This is a genomic window from Streptomyces sp. NPDC034049, from assembly GCF_055575575.1.
This window is the reverse complement of sequence record NZ_JBVISJ010000017.1, coordinates 1-14,616: the sequence shown is the minus strand read 5'-3', so window position 1 is coordinate 14,616 and position 14,616 is coordinate 1. Positions and strand designations below refer to the sequence as shown.

13 protein-coding genes and 1 pseudogene are annotated in these 14,616 nt (G+C 72.4%); 11 read left to right on the top strand and 3 right to left on the bottom strand.

Annotated features, from left to right (window positions below; genetic code table 11):
* Nucleotides 1-5: 5 nt before the first annotated feature.
* Entirely contained in the window at nucleotides 6-1,238 is a 1,233-nt protein-coding gene (gene hemW / locus ACZ52C_RS35125) for a radical SAM family heme chaperone HemW (RefSeq protein WP_469078597.1), read from the top strand.
* Between the two features lie 102 nt (nucleotides 1,239-1,340).
* Nucleotides 1,341-1,913 (top strand): Uma2 family endonuclease, encoded by a 573-nt coding sequence (locus ACZ52C_RS35120; RefSeq protein ID WP_469078596.1) that lies wholly within the window; start codon nucleotides 1,341-1,343, stop codon nucleotides 1,911-1,913.
* Here ACZ52C_RS35120 and ACZ52C_RS35115 read toward each other — a convergent pair.
* A complete protein-coding gene (locus tag ACZ52C_RS35115) occupies nucleotides 1,897-2,706 on the bottom strand; it encodes a DUF3097 domain-containing protein (protein ID WP_469078595.1) in 810 nt (269 codons plus the stop codon). The genes ACZ52C_RS35120 and ACZ52C_RS35115 overlap by 17 nt on opposite strands.
* 41 nt (nucleotides 2,707-2,747) lie before the next feature.
* Nucleotides 2,748-3,503: an MBL fold metallo-hydrolase gene (locus ACZ52C_RS35110; RefSeq protein WP_469078594.1), complete on the bottom strand. Its 756-nt coding sequence runs from the start codon at nucleotides 3,501-3,503 to the stop codon at nucleotides 2,748-2,750.
* Between the two features lie 322 nt (nucleotides 3,504-3,825).
* On the opposite strand from ACZ52C_RS35110, the gene hrcA reads away from it, so the two are divergent.
* The 9 genes from hrcA (at nucleotide 3,826) to ACZ52C_RS35065 (ending at nucleotide 13,997) form a co-directional block, all read left to right on the top strand.
* Nucleotides 3,826-4,842, top strand: coding sequence for a heat-inducible transcriptional repressor HrcA (hrcA, locus tag ACZ52C_RS35105; protein ID WP_028796968.1), 1,017 nt, complete (start codon nucleotides 3,826-3,828; stop codon nucleotides 4,840-4,842).
* On the top strand, nucleotides 4,843-5,979 hold the full coding sequence (gene dnaJ / locus ACZ52C_RS35100; RefSeq protein ID WP_045557494.1) for a molecular chaperone DnaJ: 1,137 nt from the start codon (nucleotides 4,843-4,845) through the stop codon (nucleotides 5,977-5,979).
* A 240-nt stretch (nucleotides 5,980-6,219) separates the two neighbouring features.
* Entirely contained in the window at nucleotides 6,220-7,329 is a 1,110-nt protein-coding gene (locus tag ACZ52C_RS35095; protein ID WP_469078593.1) for a nitronate monooxygenase, read from the top strand.
* The gene (locus ACZ52C_RS35090; RefSeq protein WP_469078592.1) at nucleotides 7,326-8,066 is read left to right on the top strand and encodes a 16S rRNA (uracil(1498)-N(3))-methyltransferase; all 741 of its coding nucleotides are present in this window, start codon (nucleotides 7,326-7,328) and stop codon (nucleotides 8,064-8,066) included. The genes ACZ52C_RS35095 and ACZ52C_RS35090 overlap by 4 nt, the downstream gene beginning before the upstream one ends.
* A 43-nt stretch (nucleotides 8,067-8,109) precedes the next feature.
* Nucleotides 8,110-8,502 carry a VOC family protein gene (locus tag ACZ52C_RS35085; protein ID WP_329899426.1) on the top strand — a complete coding sequence of 131 codons (393 nt, stop codon included), beginning with the start codon at nucleotides 8,110-8,112 and terminating at the stop codon, nucleotides 8,500-8,502.
* A 97-nt stretch (nucleotides 8,503-8,599) separates the two neighbouring features.
* On the top strand, nucleotides 8,600-9,175 hold the full coding sequence (locus ACZ52C_RS35080) for a hypothetical protein (protein WP_469078591.1): 576 nt from the start codon (nucleotides 8,600-8,602) through the stop codon (nucleotides 9,173-9,175).
* 87 nt (nucleotides 9,176-9,262) lie between these two features.
* Nucleotides 9,263-12,481 carry a S41 family peptidase gene (locus ACZ52C_RS35075; RefSeq protein ID WP_469078590.1) on the top strand — a complete coding sequence of 1,073 codons (3,219 nt, stop codon included), beginning with the start codon at nucleotides 9,263-9,265 and terminating at the stop codon, nucleotides 12,479-12,481.
* A gap of 247 nt (nucleotides 12,482-12,728) precedes the next feature.
* Nucleotides 12,729-13,082 (top strand): HIT domain-containing protein, encoded by a 354-nt coding sequence (locus tag ACZ52C_RS35070; RefSeq protein ID WP_469078589.1) that lies wholly within the window; start codon nucleotides 12,729-12,731, stop codon nucleotides 13,080-13,082.
* Nucleotides 13,083-13,088: 6 nt separating this feature from the next.
* Nucleotides 13,089-13,997 carry a ribonuclease Z gene (locus ACZ52C_RS35065; protein WP_469078588.1) on the top strand — a complete coding sequence of 303 codons (909 nt, stop codon included), beginning with the start codon at nucleotides 13,089-13,091 and terminating at the stop codon, nucleotides 13,995-13,997.
* Here ACZ52C_RS35065 and ACZ52C_RS35060 read toward each other — a convergent pair.
* Nucleotides 13,994-14,616 (bottom strand): annotated as a pseudogene (locus ACZ52C_RS35060) (integrase core domain-containing protein); the annotation flags it as partial. The gene ACZ52C_RS35065 and the pseudogene ACZ52C_RS35060 overlap by 4 nt on opposite strands.

Genomic DNA, 14,616 nt, shown 5'->3' with positions numbered 1-14,616 from the left:
AAGGCATGCCTTCCGCACTCCCCGACGGTGAGCCCGTCCCCGACGACGGGGCGCTGCCCGCGCACGCCCTGGCCGACGCGGCCGAGCGTCCCCTCGGGTTCTATCTCCACGTCCCGTACTGCGCGACCCGCTGCGGCTACTGCGACTTCAACACCTACACCGCCACCGAGCTGCGCGGCACCGGCGGCGTCCTCGCCTCCCGCGACAACTACGCGGACACCGTCGTCGACGAGATCCGCCTCGCCCGCAAGGTCCTCGGCGACGACCCGCGCCCCGTCCGTACGGTCTTCGTCGGCGGCGGGACGCCCACCCTGCTGGCCGCCGACGACCTGGTACGGATGCTGGGGGCGGTCCGGGAGGAGTTCGGTCTCGCGGACGACGCGGAGGTGACGACCGAGGCGAACCCGGAGTCGGTCGACCCCGCCTATCTGGAGACCCTGCGCGCGGGTGGCTTCAACCGTCTGTCGTTCGGGATGCAGAGCGCCCGCCAGCACGTCCTGAAGATCCTCGACCGTACGCACACGCCGGGGCGCCCCGAGGCCTGTGTCGCGGAGGCGCGTGCCGCCGGCTTCGACCACGTCAACCTGGACCTGATCTACGGCACGCCAGGGGAGTCGGACGACGACTGGCGGGCCTCCCTGGACGCCGCGCTCGGCGCCGGGCCGGACCACATCTCGGCGTACGCGCTGATCGTCGAGGAGGGCACGCAGCTGGCGCGGCGCATCCGCCGGGGCGAGGTGCCGATGACGGACGACGATGTGCACGCCGACCGGTATCTCATCGCCGAGGAGATGCTCTCGGCCGCCGGGTTCGACTGGTACGAGGTCTCCAACTGGGCCACCTCCGACGCCGGGCGTTGCCTCCACAACGAGCTGTACTGGCGCGGCGCGGACTGGTGGGGCGCGGGGCCGGGCGCCCACAGCCACGTCGGCGGTGTGCGCTGGTGGAACGTCAAGCACCCCGGCGCGTACGCGGGCGCGCTGGCGGCGGGAAAGTCGCCGGGCGCCGGGCGTGAGCTCCTGTCGGACGAGGACCGCCGTGTCGAGCGCATCCTGCTGGAGCTGCGGCTGCGGGAGGGGTGCCCGTTGTCGCTGCTGCGCGAGCAGGGCCTCGCGGCGGCCGGGCGCGCCCTGTCGGACGGCCTCCTGGAGCCGGGCCCGTACGACGAGGGCCGCGCGGTGCTCACGCTGCGGGGGCGGTTGCTGGCGGACGCGGTGGTGCGGGACCTGGTGGACTGATCACTCTGGTGAATGAATCGGTGCGGAACGCCGGTTCGGTACCTAACCTGGTTCGTTGGCTGCCGCCGTACTTACGGCGGCAGGGAGCGGAGGGCCACGGAGATGACCGCTGTGGATGATCGCCGAGTGCATGAGGCCTTCGAGAGCCTTGAGGTTCCCGAGGGGTTCAAGGCTGAGCTCATCCGGGGGGAAATCGTGCTGATGGCCGGACCCGACAAGGTCCACAACCGCATCGTGCAGGCAGTGCGGGATCAGATCCCCTCCGATCTGTGGGACCGGCTGCAGACTCAGGACGTGGCCTTTCCGGGTGAGGACAGCGAGCCCCAGCCAGATCTCGTGGTCCTGGAGATCGGAGCGGACGACAGCCCAGGTCGGCTCGTACCCGCTCCCGCTGTCACGATGTTGGTCGAAGTCGTCTCCAGGACCAGCGTCCATCGCGACTATGTGGAGAAGCGCTCGCTGTACGCCGCGGGGGGTGTCCCCGTCTACCTGATCATCGATCCGTTCGAAGCGAAGTGCCTGGTGCTGACGGAACCGACCGGAAGCGGTGTCTCCGCGGACTACCAGTCGAAGCGGACTCGGAAGTTCGGGGACCCGGTGCCGTTGCCCTGCGTCGGGATCGAGTTGGAGACGAGCAGGTTCGGCACGCTGCCTCCTCTCACGGCTGCGCCGTGACGAAGTCGATCAGCTCCTCCACCCGGCCCAGCAGCTCCGGCTCCAGGTCCTTGTAGGAGTCCACCCGGGCCAGGATCGCCTGCCACACCGCCCCCGTGTTCTCGGCGGGCCACCCCAGCGCCCGGCAGACCCCCGTCTTCCAGTCCTGCCCGCGCGGCACGCGCGGCCACGCCGTGATGCCCACCGACGACGGCTTCACCGCCTCCCAGATGTCGATGTACGGGTGCCCCACCACCAGCGCGTGCTCGCTGGTCACCGACTGCGCGATACGGGACTCCTTGCTGCCCGGGACCAGGTGGTCGACCAGCACCCCGAGCCGCGCGTCCGGCCCCGGCGCGAAGTCCGCGACGATCGCGGGCAGGTCGTCCACGCCCTCCAGGTACTCCACCACCACGCCCTCGACGCGCAGATCGTCGCCCCAGACCTTCTCGACGAGTTCCGCGTCGTGGCGGCCCTCGACGTAGATGCGTCCGGCCCGGGCCACGCGCGCGCGGGCCCCTGGGACGGCCACCGAGCCGGAGGCGGTGCGGGTGGGGCGGACGGGGGCCGAGGACGTGGGCCGGACCAGCGTCACCACCCGCCCCTCCAGCAGGAAGCCCCGGGGTTCCAGCGGGAACACACGGTGCTTGCCGAAGCGGTCCTCCAGCGTCACCGTGCCCGCCTCGCAGCGGACGACCGCGCCGCAGAAGCCGGTCGTGGGCTCCTCGACGACCAGTCCGGGGTCGGCCGGGACCTCGGGAACCGGCTTGGGCTTCTTCCAGGGAGGGGTCAGGTCGGGTGAGTACTGGCGCATTCGGATGACGATAGGAGAAGCGGCGCCCGGAAACCCCGTACTCAGTCCGACACGCCGAAGCGCCGTGCCAGCGCGTCGCGTTGGGCGCGGACGAACGCCGCGTCCACCACCGCCCCGTGGCCGGGCACGTACAGCGCGTCCTCGCCGCCCAGGGCCAGCAGTCGGTCCAGCGCGTCCGGCCAGCGGGACGGGACCGCGTCGGGACCGGCCTGGGGCTCACCGGACTCCTCCACCAGGTCCCCGCAGAACACGACCTCCGGCGAACCGGCGGCCCCCGCCGTGGCCGGCGTGCCCGGGACCAGGACCACCAGGTCGTGTGCGGTGTGCCCCGGCCCCACGTTCGCCAGCAGCACCCGATGACCGCCGCCCAGGTCGAGCGTCCACTCCCCGGAGACCCGGTGGCGCGGCAGCACGAGGAGGTCGGCGGCCTCGGTCGCGTCCGCCGGGGGCAGGCCGTGGCGCACCGCGTCCGCGCGGAGGGCGTCACGGTCGCGGGACAGGACGCCGTCGACGCCCACCGCCCCGAACACCTCCACCCCGGCGAACGCGGCCGCCCCGAAGACGTGGTCGAAGTGGGGGTGGGTCAGCGCGAGATGTGTCACACGAGCGCCACCGAGCAGCAGGCACGCCTCGGTCCGCAACCGCGCGCCCTCCCGCAGGCTGGAACCCGCGTCGATCATGAGGGCCGCACCGTCCCCGGCCACCAGCCCGACCGTGCAGTCCCAGCCGGGAAGGCGGCACCGTCCGACCCGTGGCGTCAATCCCTGCCACCCGCACTCTTCCCAAGTCACCGTCATGCACCGACGCTAGCTGTAGGTCGGCGTCCGCCGCTGAAGCGGGGCATGCAGGGCGGTGCGGCAGGAGGTGAGGACGGTCCGTCGTAGGTGCTCCGTCCGTCGCCGCGTACCCGTGGGTAGGAAGTGGGCCGCGACGTGGCCCGGCAGGGGTCGGACAGCGGCCCGACATCGCCGGACACGTCCGTACACGTCGGCATGACATGGCTGGACCGGCCTTGCCGGGGGCGTACCCCACCGCCGTACACTGGGCGGGGAGTGCTGGCACTCGCCCGGGGTGAGTGCCAAGGGGGAGTCACGGAAGAGCGAGCTGGAGGTGTGCGCGATGCTCAGTGAACGCAGGCTCCAGGTGCTGCGCGCCATCGTCCAGGACTACGTGGGCACCGAGGAGCCGGTCGGTTCCAAGGCGCTCACGGAGCGGCACAACCTGGGGGTCTCCCCGGCGACCGTCCGCAACGACATGGCGGCGCTGGAGGACGAGGGTTTCATCGCCCAGCCCCACACCAGCGCGGGCCGTATCCCCACCGACAAGGGGTACCGGCTCTTCGTCGACAAGCTGGCCGGCGTCAAGCCGATGACGCCGCCCGAGCGGCGCGCCATCCAGAACTTCCTGGACGGCGCGGTCGATCTGGACGACGTCGTGGCGCGGACCGTGCGGCTGCTGGCGCAGCTGACGCGGCAGGTCGCGGTCGTGCAGTACCCCTCGCTCACCCGCTCGACCGTGCGGCACGTGGAGCTGCTGTCGCTGGCCCCGGCCCGGCTGATGCTCGTGCTGATCACGGACACCGGACGGGTGGAGCAGCGGCTGGTGGACTGCCCGGCGCCCTTCGGAGAAACGTCACTCGCGGATCTTCGCGCCCGGCTGAACAGCAAGGTCGCGGGCCGCCGGTTCACCGACGTGCCCCGGCTGGTCGAGGACCTGCCGGAGGCGTTCGACGTCGAGGACCGCGGCACGGTCACGACGGTGCTCTCCACCCTGCTGGAGGCACTCGTCGAGGAGAGCGAGGAGCGGCTGATGATCGGCGGAACCGCCAATCTCACCCGCTTCGGACATGACTTCCCCCTCACCATCCGGCCCGTTCTGGAAGCCTTGGAGGAGCAGGTCGTCCTCCTCAAGTTGCTTGGCGAGGCCGGGGATTCGGGCATGACCGTACGCATCGGTCATGAGAACGCGTATGAGGGACTCAACTCCACGTCCGTCGTCTCCGTCGGCTACGGTTCGGGCGGCGAGGCAGTAGCGAAGCTGGGCGTGGTCGGACCTACGCGCATGGACTATCCGGGAACGATGGGAGCGGTACGAGCGGTGGCACGGTACGTCGGACAGATCCTGGCGGAGTCTTAAGTGGCCACGGACTACTACGCCGTGCTCGGCGTGCGCCGCGACGCGTCTCAGGACGAGATCAAGAAGGCGTTCCGGAGGCTCGCTCGCGAGCTGCACCCGGACGTCAATCCCGATCCGAAGACCCAGGAGCGGTTCAAGGAGATCAACGCCGCCTACGAGGTGTTGTCGGACCCGCAGAAGAAGCAGGTCTACGACCTCGGTGGCGACCCGCTGTCCCAGGCGGGCGGCGGAGGCGCGGGCGGCTTCGGCGCCGGTGGCTTCGGCAACTTCTCGGACATCATGGACGCGTTCTTCGGCACGGCGTCGCAGCGGGGTCCCCGCTCGCGCACGCGCCGGGGACAGGACGCGATGATCCGGCTGGAGATCGACCTCGACGAGGCGGCCTTCGGCACGACGAAGGACATCCAGGTCGACACGGCCGTCGTCTGTACGACGTGCAGTGGCGAGGGGGCCGCTCCCGGCACCACCGCCCAGACCTGTGACATGTGCCGGGGCCGCGGTGAGGTCTCGCAGGTCACGCGGTCCTTCCTCGGCCAGGTCATGACCTCCCGGCCCTGCCCGCAGTGCCAGGGCTTCGGCACGATCGTCCCCAACCCGTGCCCCGAGTGCGCGGGCGACGGGCGGGTGCGGTCGCGGCGGACGCTGACCGTCAAGATCCCGGCCGGTGTCGACAACGGCACGCGGATCCAGCTGGCCGGTGAGGGCGAGGTCGGGCCCGGTGGCGGTCCCGCCGGTGACCTCTACGTCGAGATCCACGAGCTGCCGCACCCGATGTTCCAGCGGCGCGGCGACGATCTGCACTGCACGGTGACGATCCCGATGACGGCGGCGTCCCTCGGTACGAAGGTGCCGCTGGAGACGCTGGACGGGCTGGAGGAGGTCGACATCCGGCCCGGGACGCAGTCCGGGCAGTCGATCCCGCTGCACGGGCGCGGTGTCACGCATCTGCGCGGTGGCGGGCGGGGCGACCTGATCGTCCACGTCGAGGTGCAGACGCCGACGAAGCTGGACCCCGAGCAGGAGGGGCTGCTGCGGCAGCTGGCCGCGCTGCGGGGTGAGGAGCGGCCGACGGGGCAGTTCCAGCCGGGGCAGCAGGGCTTGTTCTCTCGGTTGAAGGACGCGTTCAACGGGCGCTGAGTGGGTGTGTTGGCGGGCGCGCTGAGTGGGTGCGTCGTCGGGTGCGGCTGCGTGGGGCTTCTCGCGCAGTTCCCCGCGCCCCTGAAAAGCAGGGGCTGAGCCCCGTGCTTTTCAGGCCCGCAGGGCCTGGTCTTTCAGGGGCGCGGGGAACTGCGCGACCAGCCCCCACCCACCCGCACCCGACGAACAACCCCCCGTACCCGATTCGGCTCCACCCGGAGGGCATGGCACCATGCCGTCATGTCCTCCGCACTGACCGATCTCGTCCCGCTCCCGATCGTGCAGGCCCCGATGGCGGGCGGTGTGTCCGTGCCGCGGCTGGCCGCCGCCGTGTCCGAGGCCGGCGGGCTGGGATTCCTGGCCGCCGGGTACAAGACGGCCGACGGGATGTACCAGGAGATCAAGGCGCTCCGGGCGCTCACCTCACGCCCCTTCGGCGTGAACCTCTTCATGCCGCAACCGGAGTATGCCGAGCCCGCCGCCGTCGAGGTCTACGCGGAGCAGCTCGCCGGTGAGGCCACCTGGTACGACGCCGAGCTGGGCGACCCGGACAGCGGACGCGACGACGGCTACGAGGCCAAGCTCGCCGTGCTGCTCGACAACCCGGTGCCCGTGGTCTCGTTCCACTTCGGCTGCCCGACGCCCGAGGTCGTCGAGTCCCTCGCCCGCAAGGGCACGCTCACCCTGGTCACCGCGACCTCGGCGGAGGAGGCGCAGGCCGTGGAGCGGTCCGGGGCCCACGCCGTGATCGTGCAGGGCGTCGAGGCCGGCGGTCACCAGGGCACCCACCGGGACGACCCCGAGCGCGACCGCGCCGGCATCGGGCTGCTCTCGCTGGTCGCCCAGGTCCGCGAGGCCGTGGCGCTGCCGATGGTCGCGGCCGGCGGCATCATGAGCGGCAGCCAGATCGCCGCCCTCCTCACCGCCGGCGTGAGCGCGGCCCAGCTCGGCACGGCGTTCCTCGCGACCGCCGAGTCCGGCGCGCACGCCGTGCACAAGCAGGCGCTGACCGACCCGCTCTTCGTCCGCACCGAGCTGACCCGGGCCTTCTCCGGCCGTCCGGCCCGGGGCCTGGTCAACCGGTTCCTGCGCGAGCACGGCCCGTACGCGCCCGTGGCCTACCCGGAGGTCCACCACCTCACCTCGCCGCTGCGCAAGGCCGCCGCGAAGGCCGGGGACGCCCAGGGCATGGCGCTGTGGGCCGGGCAGGGCCACCGGATGGCCCGCGCGCTGCCCGCCGGGAAACTGGTCGAGGTGCTGGCCGCCGAGATCGCCGCCGCACAGGACGAGCAGGCCGCGGCGCGGGTCGGCAGCGGCCAGGGCGGTCAGGCCGGGAGCGAGGGGCGATGACCGCACCCGTGTTCGTGGTCGACCGGTTCGACGGCCGGGGCTCGGAGATCGTGCTCGACGGCCCCGAAGGGCGACACGCGGTCTCCGTGAAGCGGCTGCGGCCCGGTGAGGACGTGGTCCTCACCGACGGGCGGGGCCAGTGGGTGGAAGGCGTGGTGAAGGCCGCCGAGGGCAAGGACCGGCTGGTCGTCATGGATGTGGGGGACCTGCGGGAGGAGCCGCCCGCGCAGCCCCGGATCACCGTGGTCCAGGCGCTGCCCAAGGGTGACCGGGGCGAACTGGCCGTCGAGACCATGACCGAGGTCGGCATCGACGCGATCGTGCCCTGGGCCGCCTCCCGCTGCATCACCCAGTGGAAGGGCGACCGGGGGCTGAAGGCGCTCGCCAAGTGGCGGGCCACCGCCCGGGAGGCGGGCAAGCAGTCCCGCCGGACGCGGTTCCCCGAGGTCGCGGACGCGGCCACGGGCAAGCAGGTCGCGGCACTGCTGGCGAAGGCCGACTTCGCCGCCGTCCTGCATGAGAGCGGCGACGAGACACTGGCCACGGCGAAGCTGCCGACGGCCGGCGAGATCGTGCTCGTCGTGGGGCCCGAGGGGGGCGTGTCGCCGGAGGAGCTGGCGCTCTTCGGCGAGGCGGGCGCGGGGGCGTACCGACTCGGGCCCAGTGTGCTGCGCACGTCGACCGCCGGGACGGCGGCCGGGGCGCTGCTGCTGGGCCGCACCGGACGCTGGTCCTGACCGCCCTGGTCCGGACCGTGTCCCCGACCCCTCAGGGAGCATCGTGGAACTCGCCCAAGTAAGGCTGCTCGTCTCCGACTTCGCCGTGTGCTACCGCTTCTACGCCGATGTGCTCGGGCTGAAGCCGCAGTCCGGGGCCGTCGACGGGCCGTACGAGAAGTTCAGCCCGGCCGTCGGGTCCGCGGGGATCGCGCTGCAGGACCGGGCGATGATGGCCGAGGTGCTCGGGGAGCTGGCCGACGCGGCGAACGGACACCGGTCGCTGGTCGTCCTGCGCGTCGACGACCTCGACGCGTACTGCGAGCGCATCACCTCGTTCCGCGTGCGGCTTCTGCACGGACCCGCACAGATGACCGACCGGATGCGGGTGGCCCATCTCAAGGACCCCGAGGGGAACTTGGTCGAGCTGCAGGAATGGCTGCTGATGAGCGGCTGACGCCCCCCGCCGGTGTCCCCCGCCCGGGTCCCCCGTCCCGGTGGCACGGCCGCACGCGGTCTTCCGTGCCGCCGCGGGCGGTGGCAGGCTGCCGGGCATGGGGGCATGGAAGCGTCTCAGGGCGTACCGGACGGGTGGGCGCCGGCTCCTGCTGGGAGCCGGGCTCGGTGTCTGCGCGGTCGTGGGCCTGGTGGCCTGCGAGGGCGGCGGGCTGAACACCGGCGCGGTCGCGTTCACCACCGACCAGCTCGCCACCAAGGAGCTGGAGCGGGAGGGCCTCGACGTGCGGTGGCTCACCTGCACGGCGTCGTACGACGGCGACGGCGGTGGTGGCGGGCAGGGCGACGACAAGAAGTCCGGCGCGCCGTCCGCGTCCGTGAACACCGTCGCCGACGTCGACTGCACCGGCGAGGACAAGGAGGGCCGGGACATCGAGGTCACCGGGAAGGTGACCAAAGAGGTCAACGGCAGGTGCGTACGCGGGGATCTGACCGCGAAGGTCGGCGGCAAGGAGTGGTTCCACGTCGAGGGGCTCGGCAACTGCGACGCGCCCGCCCCGACGCCGAGCGCCGGACAGCCGGACCCGGACCGGCCGGGGCCGACGGTGACGGTCACCGTCACCCAGACCATCTGGTGCCAGAAGGACCCGGCATGCGTGCCCGAGGGCAAGTGAGGCCCGGCCCGGGGCAACTCGGGCCCGGTGCGAGGGACATGATCCAAACCCCTCCCCATCAGACCGAACGCTGCATAAAGTAACTGGGTGACTCAGCTCGCGTATTTCCGGTATCCGCACCTGCACGGCGACCTGGTCGCCTTCACCGCCGAGGACGACGTGTGGGTCGCGCCTCTGGACGGCGGCCGTGCCTGGCGGGTCAGCGCGGACAACGTACCCGTGAACCATCCCCGGATCTCCCCGGACGGCACCACCGTCGCGTGGACCTCCACCCGGGACGGCGCGCCCGAGGTGCACATCGCGCCCGTCGACGGCGGCTCGGCCAAGCGCCTGACGTACTGGGGGAGTTGGCGCACCCAGGTGCGCGGCTGGACGCCCGACGGGCAGGTCCTCGCGCTCAGCACCCACGGCGAGGCCAGCCTGCGGCGCAGCTGGGCGCGCGCCGTGCCCCTCGACGGCGGACCGGCCACCACCCTCCCCTACGGGCCCGTCGGCGATGTCGCCCACGGCCCCGCCACCGTGCTGCTGTCCGCGCCGATGGGCCGCGAGGCCGCCTGGTGGAAGCGGTACCGGGGCGGCACCGCGGGCAAGCTGTGGATCGACCGGGCCGACGGGGGCGCCGGGGAGTTCGAGCGTCTGCACACCGAGTTGGACGGCAACCTCGAATACCCGATGTGGGTCGGGGACCGGATCGCGTTCCTCTCCGACCACGAGGGCGTCGGGGCGCTCTACTCCTCCCTCGCCGACGGCTCCGACCTGCGCCGGCACACCCCGATCGACGGTTTCTACGCCCGGCACGCGGCCACTGACGGCACCCGCGTCGTGTACGCGTCCGCCGGGGAGCTGTGGCTGCTGGACGACCTCGACGGCGCCGAGCCGCGCAGGCTCGACATCCGGCTGGGCGGACAGCGCGTGGACCTCCAGCCGTTCCCGGTGAACGCCTCCCGCTGGCTCGGCTCCGCCTCGCCCGACCACACCGCCCGGGGCAGCGCCGTCTCCGTGCGCGGCTCGATCCACTGGATCACCCACCGCTCCGGCCCCGCCCGCGCGCTCGCCGCCGAGGACGGCGTACGGGCCCGGCTGCCCCGCACCTTCCGGGTGGAGGGCGAGGAGTGGGTGGTGTGGGTGACGGACGCGGAGGGCGACGACGCGCTGGAGTTCGCCCCGGCGACCGGCGTCGGTCCCGGTGCCACGCCGCGCCGGCTCGCCGCCGGGCAGCTCGGCCGCGTCCTCGGGCTCGCCGTGGCCCCCGACGGCAGCCGGGTCGCCGTCGCCGCCGACGACGGCCGGGTGCTGCTCGTCGAGCGGGAGACCGGCGAGGTGCGCGAGGTCGACCGCAGCGAGGACGGCGAGGTGACCGGGCTCGTCTTCTCGCCCGACTCCGCCTGGCTCGCCTGGTCGCACCCGGGCCCGCGCCCGCTGCGTCAGCTCAAGCTCGCCAACACCGCCGACCTGTCCGTCACCGAGGCGACCCCGCTGCGCTTCCAGGACTTCTCGCCGACGTTCACGCTCGACGGCAAGCACCTCGCCTTCCTCTCCGCCCGCGCCTTCGATCCGGTCTACGACGAACACGTCTTCGACCTGCACTTCGTCAGCGGCGCCCGCCCGCACCTGATCACGCTCGCGGCGACCACCCCGTCCCCCTTCGGACCGCAGCGCCACGGCCGGCCGTTCGAGGCACCCGACAAGGACGAGACCCCGGACAGCGAGGGCGCCCCCGCCACCCGGATCGACCTCGAAGGGCTCGCCGACCGGATCGTCCCCTTCCCGGTCGAGGCCGCCCGCTACTCCACGCTCCGCGCCGCCAAGGACGGTGTGCTGTGGCTGCGCCACCCCGTCACCGGCGTCCTCGGCCACCTGCGGGCCACCCCCGACGACCCGGACCCCAAGACCTCCCTGGAGCGCTACGACCTCGCCCAGCGGCGCCTGGAGTACCTGGCGTCCGACGCCGATCACTTCGCCGTCAGCGGCGACGGCAAACGGGTCCTGCTGTGGACCGACGGCAAGCTCAAGGTCGTCCCCAGCGACCGGCGCGCCTCGGGCGACGACGACAGCGACTCCAACGTCACGGTCGACCTCTCGCGCATCCGGCGGACCGTCGACCCGGCCGCCGAGTGGCGCCAGATGTTCGACGAGACCGGCCGGCTGATGCGGGACAACTTCTGGCGGCCCGACCTGGGCGGCGTCGACTGGTCCGGCGTGCTGGACCGCTACCGGCCCGTCCTGGAACGGGTGGCCACCCATGACGACCTCGTGGACCTGCTCTGGGAGGTGCAGGGCGAGCTGGGCACCTCCCACGCCTACGTCACCCCGCGCGGCCGGGGCGGCTCCGGCGACCGGCGGCAGGGCCTGCTCGGCGCGGACGTCTCCCGGCACGAGGACGGCCCCCAGGGAACCCCGGTGTGGCGCATCGACCGGGTGCTCCCGTCGGAGACCTCCGACCCGGACGCGCACTCGCCGCTCGCCGCGCCCGGGGTGGCCGTGCGCGCCGGGGACGCGATCCTCGCGGTCGGTGGACAGCCGGTCGACCCGCTGGCCGGACCCGGACCGCTGCTCGTCGGCACGGCCGGCAAGGCCGTCGAACTGACCGTGCTGCCGGCCGGCGGCGGTGACCTCCGGCATCCCGTGGTCGTGCCCATCTCCGACGAGGAGCCCCTGCGGTACCACGCGTGGGTCGCGGACCGGCGGGCGTACGTCCACGAGAAGTCGGGCGGCCGCCTCGGGTACCTGCACGTGCCCGACATGGTCGGCTCCGGCTGGGCCCAGCTCCACCGCGATCTGCGCATCGAGGTCGCACGGGAGGGGCTGGTCGTGGACGTCCGGGAGAACCGGGGCGGGCACACCTCCCAGCTCGTGGTGGAGAAACTGGCCCGGCGGATCGTCGGATGGGACCTGCCGCGCGGGATGCGGGCGAGCAGCTACCCCGACGACGCGCCCCGGGGGCCCGTCGTCGCCGTCGCCAACGAGTTCTCCGGGTCCGACGGGGACATCGTCAACGCGGCGATCAAGGCGCTCGGGATCGGGCCGGTGGTCGGGACGCGGACGTGGGGCGGGGTCGTCGGGATCGACAGCCGCTACCGGCTGGTGGACGGGACGCTCGTGACACAGCCGAAGTACGCGTTCTGGCTGGAGGGGTACGGGTGGGGCGTCGAGAACCACGGGGTCGATCCTGACGTGGAGGTCGTGCAGGCGCCCCAGGACCACGCGGCGGGGCGTGACCCCCAGCTTGACGAGGCGATCCGGATCGCGTTGGAGGGGTTGGAGTCGACGCCGGCGAAGGTGGCACCCGCGCTGCCCGAGTCGTAGGGGCCGGGGGGGCGTTGTCGGGTGCGGGTCCGGTGGGGGCTGGTCGCGCAGTTCCCCCCCCGCCCCTGAAAAAGCAGGGGCTGCGCCCCGTGCTTTTCGGCCCGAAAGGCCGGAGGCCTTTCAGGGGCGCGGGGAACTGCGCGAGAAGCCCCACCCACCCGCACCCGACAACGCACCCGCACCGCGACAACGCCCCCTGGCGATAGCATGCCCCGGTAGGCGATCACCGGTGGCTGGGAGGCGACGTATGGCTGGGGAGCCGCAGGACGACTGTCTGTTCTGCAAGATCGTGGCGGGACACGTCCCCGCGACGATCGTGAGGGAGACGGAGACGACGGTCGCGTTCAGGGACATCAACCCCCAGGCACCGACCCACGTCCTGGTCATCCCGAAGGCGCACTACGCGGACGCCGCCGCACTCGCCACCGCCGCCCCCGGCCTCGCCGCGGACGTCCTGCGCGAGACCCAGGTCGTCGCGGACGAGGACAAGCTGGAGAGCTACCGCATCGTCTTCAACACCGGTACCGGCGCGGGCCAGACCGTCTTCCACGCGCACGCCCACGTCGTCGGCGGCCGCGGCCTGCAGTGGCCCCCCGGGTGACGAGCCGTGTCCGTACGTGAACTGGTGGTCCTCGGCACCGCCAGCCAGGTCCCGACCCGGCACCGCAACCACAACGGCTATCTGCTCCGCTGGGGCGCCGAGGGGCTCCTCTTCGACCCCGGCGAGGGCACCCAGCGGCAGATGCTGCGCGCCGGGGTCGCCGCGCACGACCTGAACCGCATCTGCGTCACCCATTTCCACGGCGACCACTCGCTGGGGCTGGCCGGCGTGATCCAGCGGATCAACCTCGACCGGGTCCCGCACGACGTCACCGCGCACTACCCGCGCTCCGGGCAGCGGTTCTTCGACCGGCTGCGGTACGCCACCGCCTACCGGGAGACGGTCGAGCTGATCGAGGCGCCGGTCGAGGGTGAGGGCGGCGTACTGGTCACCACCCCCGCCTACACGCTCGACGCACGCAAGCTCTCGCACCCCGTCGAGTCCTACGGCTACCGCCTCGTCGAGCCCGACGGACGCCGGATGCTGCCCGAGCGGCTCGCCGCACACGGGATCAAGGGGCCGGACATCGGACGGATCCAGCGGGAGGGCGCCATCGGTGCCGTCCGGCTCGACGACGTCAGTGAACTGCGGCGCGGACAACGGTTCGCGTTCGTCATGGACACCCGGCTCTGTGACGGCGTCTACGCCCTCGCCGACGCGGCCGACATGCTCGTCATCGAGTCGACGTTCCTGAACGAGGACATCGAACTCGCCGTCGACCACGGCCATCTGACGGCGGGTCAGGCCGCTTCCGTCGCCCGCGACTGCGGGGTGCGGCACCTCGTGCTGACCCACTTCAGCCAGCGGTACACCGAGCCCGAGGAGTTCGAACGGCAGGCACGGGCCGCCGGGTTCGAGGGGGAGCTGACCGTGGCCCACGACCTCCTGCGGGTGGCGCTTCCGAAACGGCGCTAGATGTATTGACCCGCAGCGTTGTTCACACGGCTGATTGGTGGCTGGCCCTCGAGTGCGGTGTGGCAGCGATGGTGGTTGTAGGTGTGCAGGAAGTCTGCCAGGGCTGCGGTGCGTTCGGTGTTGGTGGTGTAGGGCCGTAGGTAGGCCCATTCGTCGAGCAGGGTGCGGTTGAAGCGTTCGACCTTGCCGTTGGTCTGGGGCCGGTAGGCGCGGGTGAGCTTGCCCGGTCGCGCCGAGGTCGGCCAGCGCCTCTCGCCAGGCGAAGCTCTTGCGGTAGGGCCAGGCGTTGTCGGTCAGGACCCGCTCGATGCGGTCGATACCCGATGCGGCGAAGAATGCTGCGGCCCGCCGCAGGAAGCCGGCGCAGGTGTCGGCCTTCTCGTCGCTGTGGATCTCGCTATAGGCCAGGCGGCTGTGGTCGTCGACGGCGGAGTGGACGTAGTCGAAGCCCATGGAGCTGCGGGTGGCGCGGCCGGCCTGGCGTCCCAGCACCTTGTGGCCGCCGCCGTCGGGGATCCGGCCGAGCTTCTTGACGTCCACGTGGACCATTTCGCCGGGCCGGGCGCGTTCGTAGCGGCGGATGACCTGGCCTGTGGGCCGGTCCAGGAAGGCCAGGCGG

What these genes read in the sequence shown, in the direction of transcription:
- hemW (WP_469078597.1), top strand. Translation starts at nt 6, where the DNA reads ATGCCTTCCGCACTCCCCGACGGTGAGCCCGTCCCCGACGACGGGGCG.
- ACZ52C_RS35120 (WP_469078596.1), top strand. Translation starts at nt 1,341, where the DNA reads ATGACCGCTGTGGATGATCGCCGAGTGCATGAGGCCTTCGAGAGCCTT.
- ACZ52C_RS35115 (WP_469078595.1), bottom strand. Translation starts at nt 2,706, where the DNA reads ATGCGCCAGTACTCACCCGACCTGACCCCTCCCTGGAAGAAGCCCAAG.
- ACZ52C_RS35110 (WP_469078594.1), bottom strand. Translation starts at nt 3,503, where the DNA reads ATGACGGTGACTTGGGAAGAGTGCGGGTGGCAGGGATTGACGCCACGG.
- hrcA (WP_028796968.1), top strand. Translation starts at nt 3,826, where the DNA reads ATGCTCAGTGAACGCAGGCTCCAGGTGCTGCGCGCCATCGTCCAGGAC.
- ACZ52C_RS35095 (WP_469078593.1), top strand. Translation starts at nt 6,220, where the DNA reads ATGTCCTCCGCACTGACCGATCTCGTCCCGCTCCCGATCGTGCAGGCC.
- ACZ52C_RS35090 (WP_469078592.1), top strand. Translation starts at nt 7,326, where the DNA reads ATGACCGCACCCGTGTTCGTGGTCGACCGGTTCGACGGCCGGGGCTCG.
- ACZ52C_RS35080 (WP_469078591.1), top strand. Translation starts at nt 8,600, where the DNA reads ATGGGGGCATGGAAGCGTCTCAGGGCGTACCGGACGGGTGGGCGCCGG.
- ACZ52C_RS35070 (WP_469078589.1), top strand. Translation starts at nt 12,729, where the DNA reads ATGGCTGGGGAGCCGCAGGACGACTGTCTGTTCTGCAAGATCGTGGCG.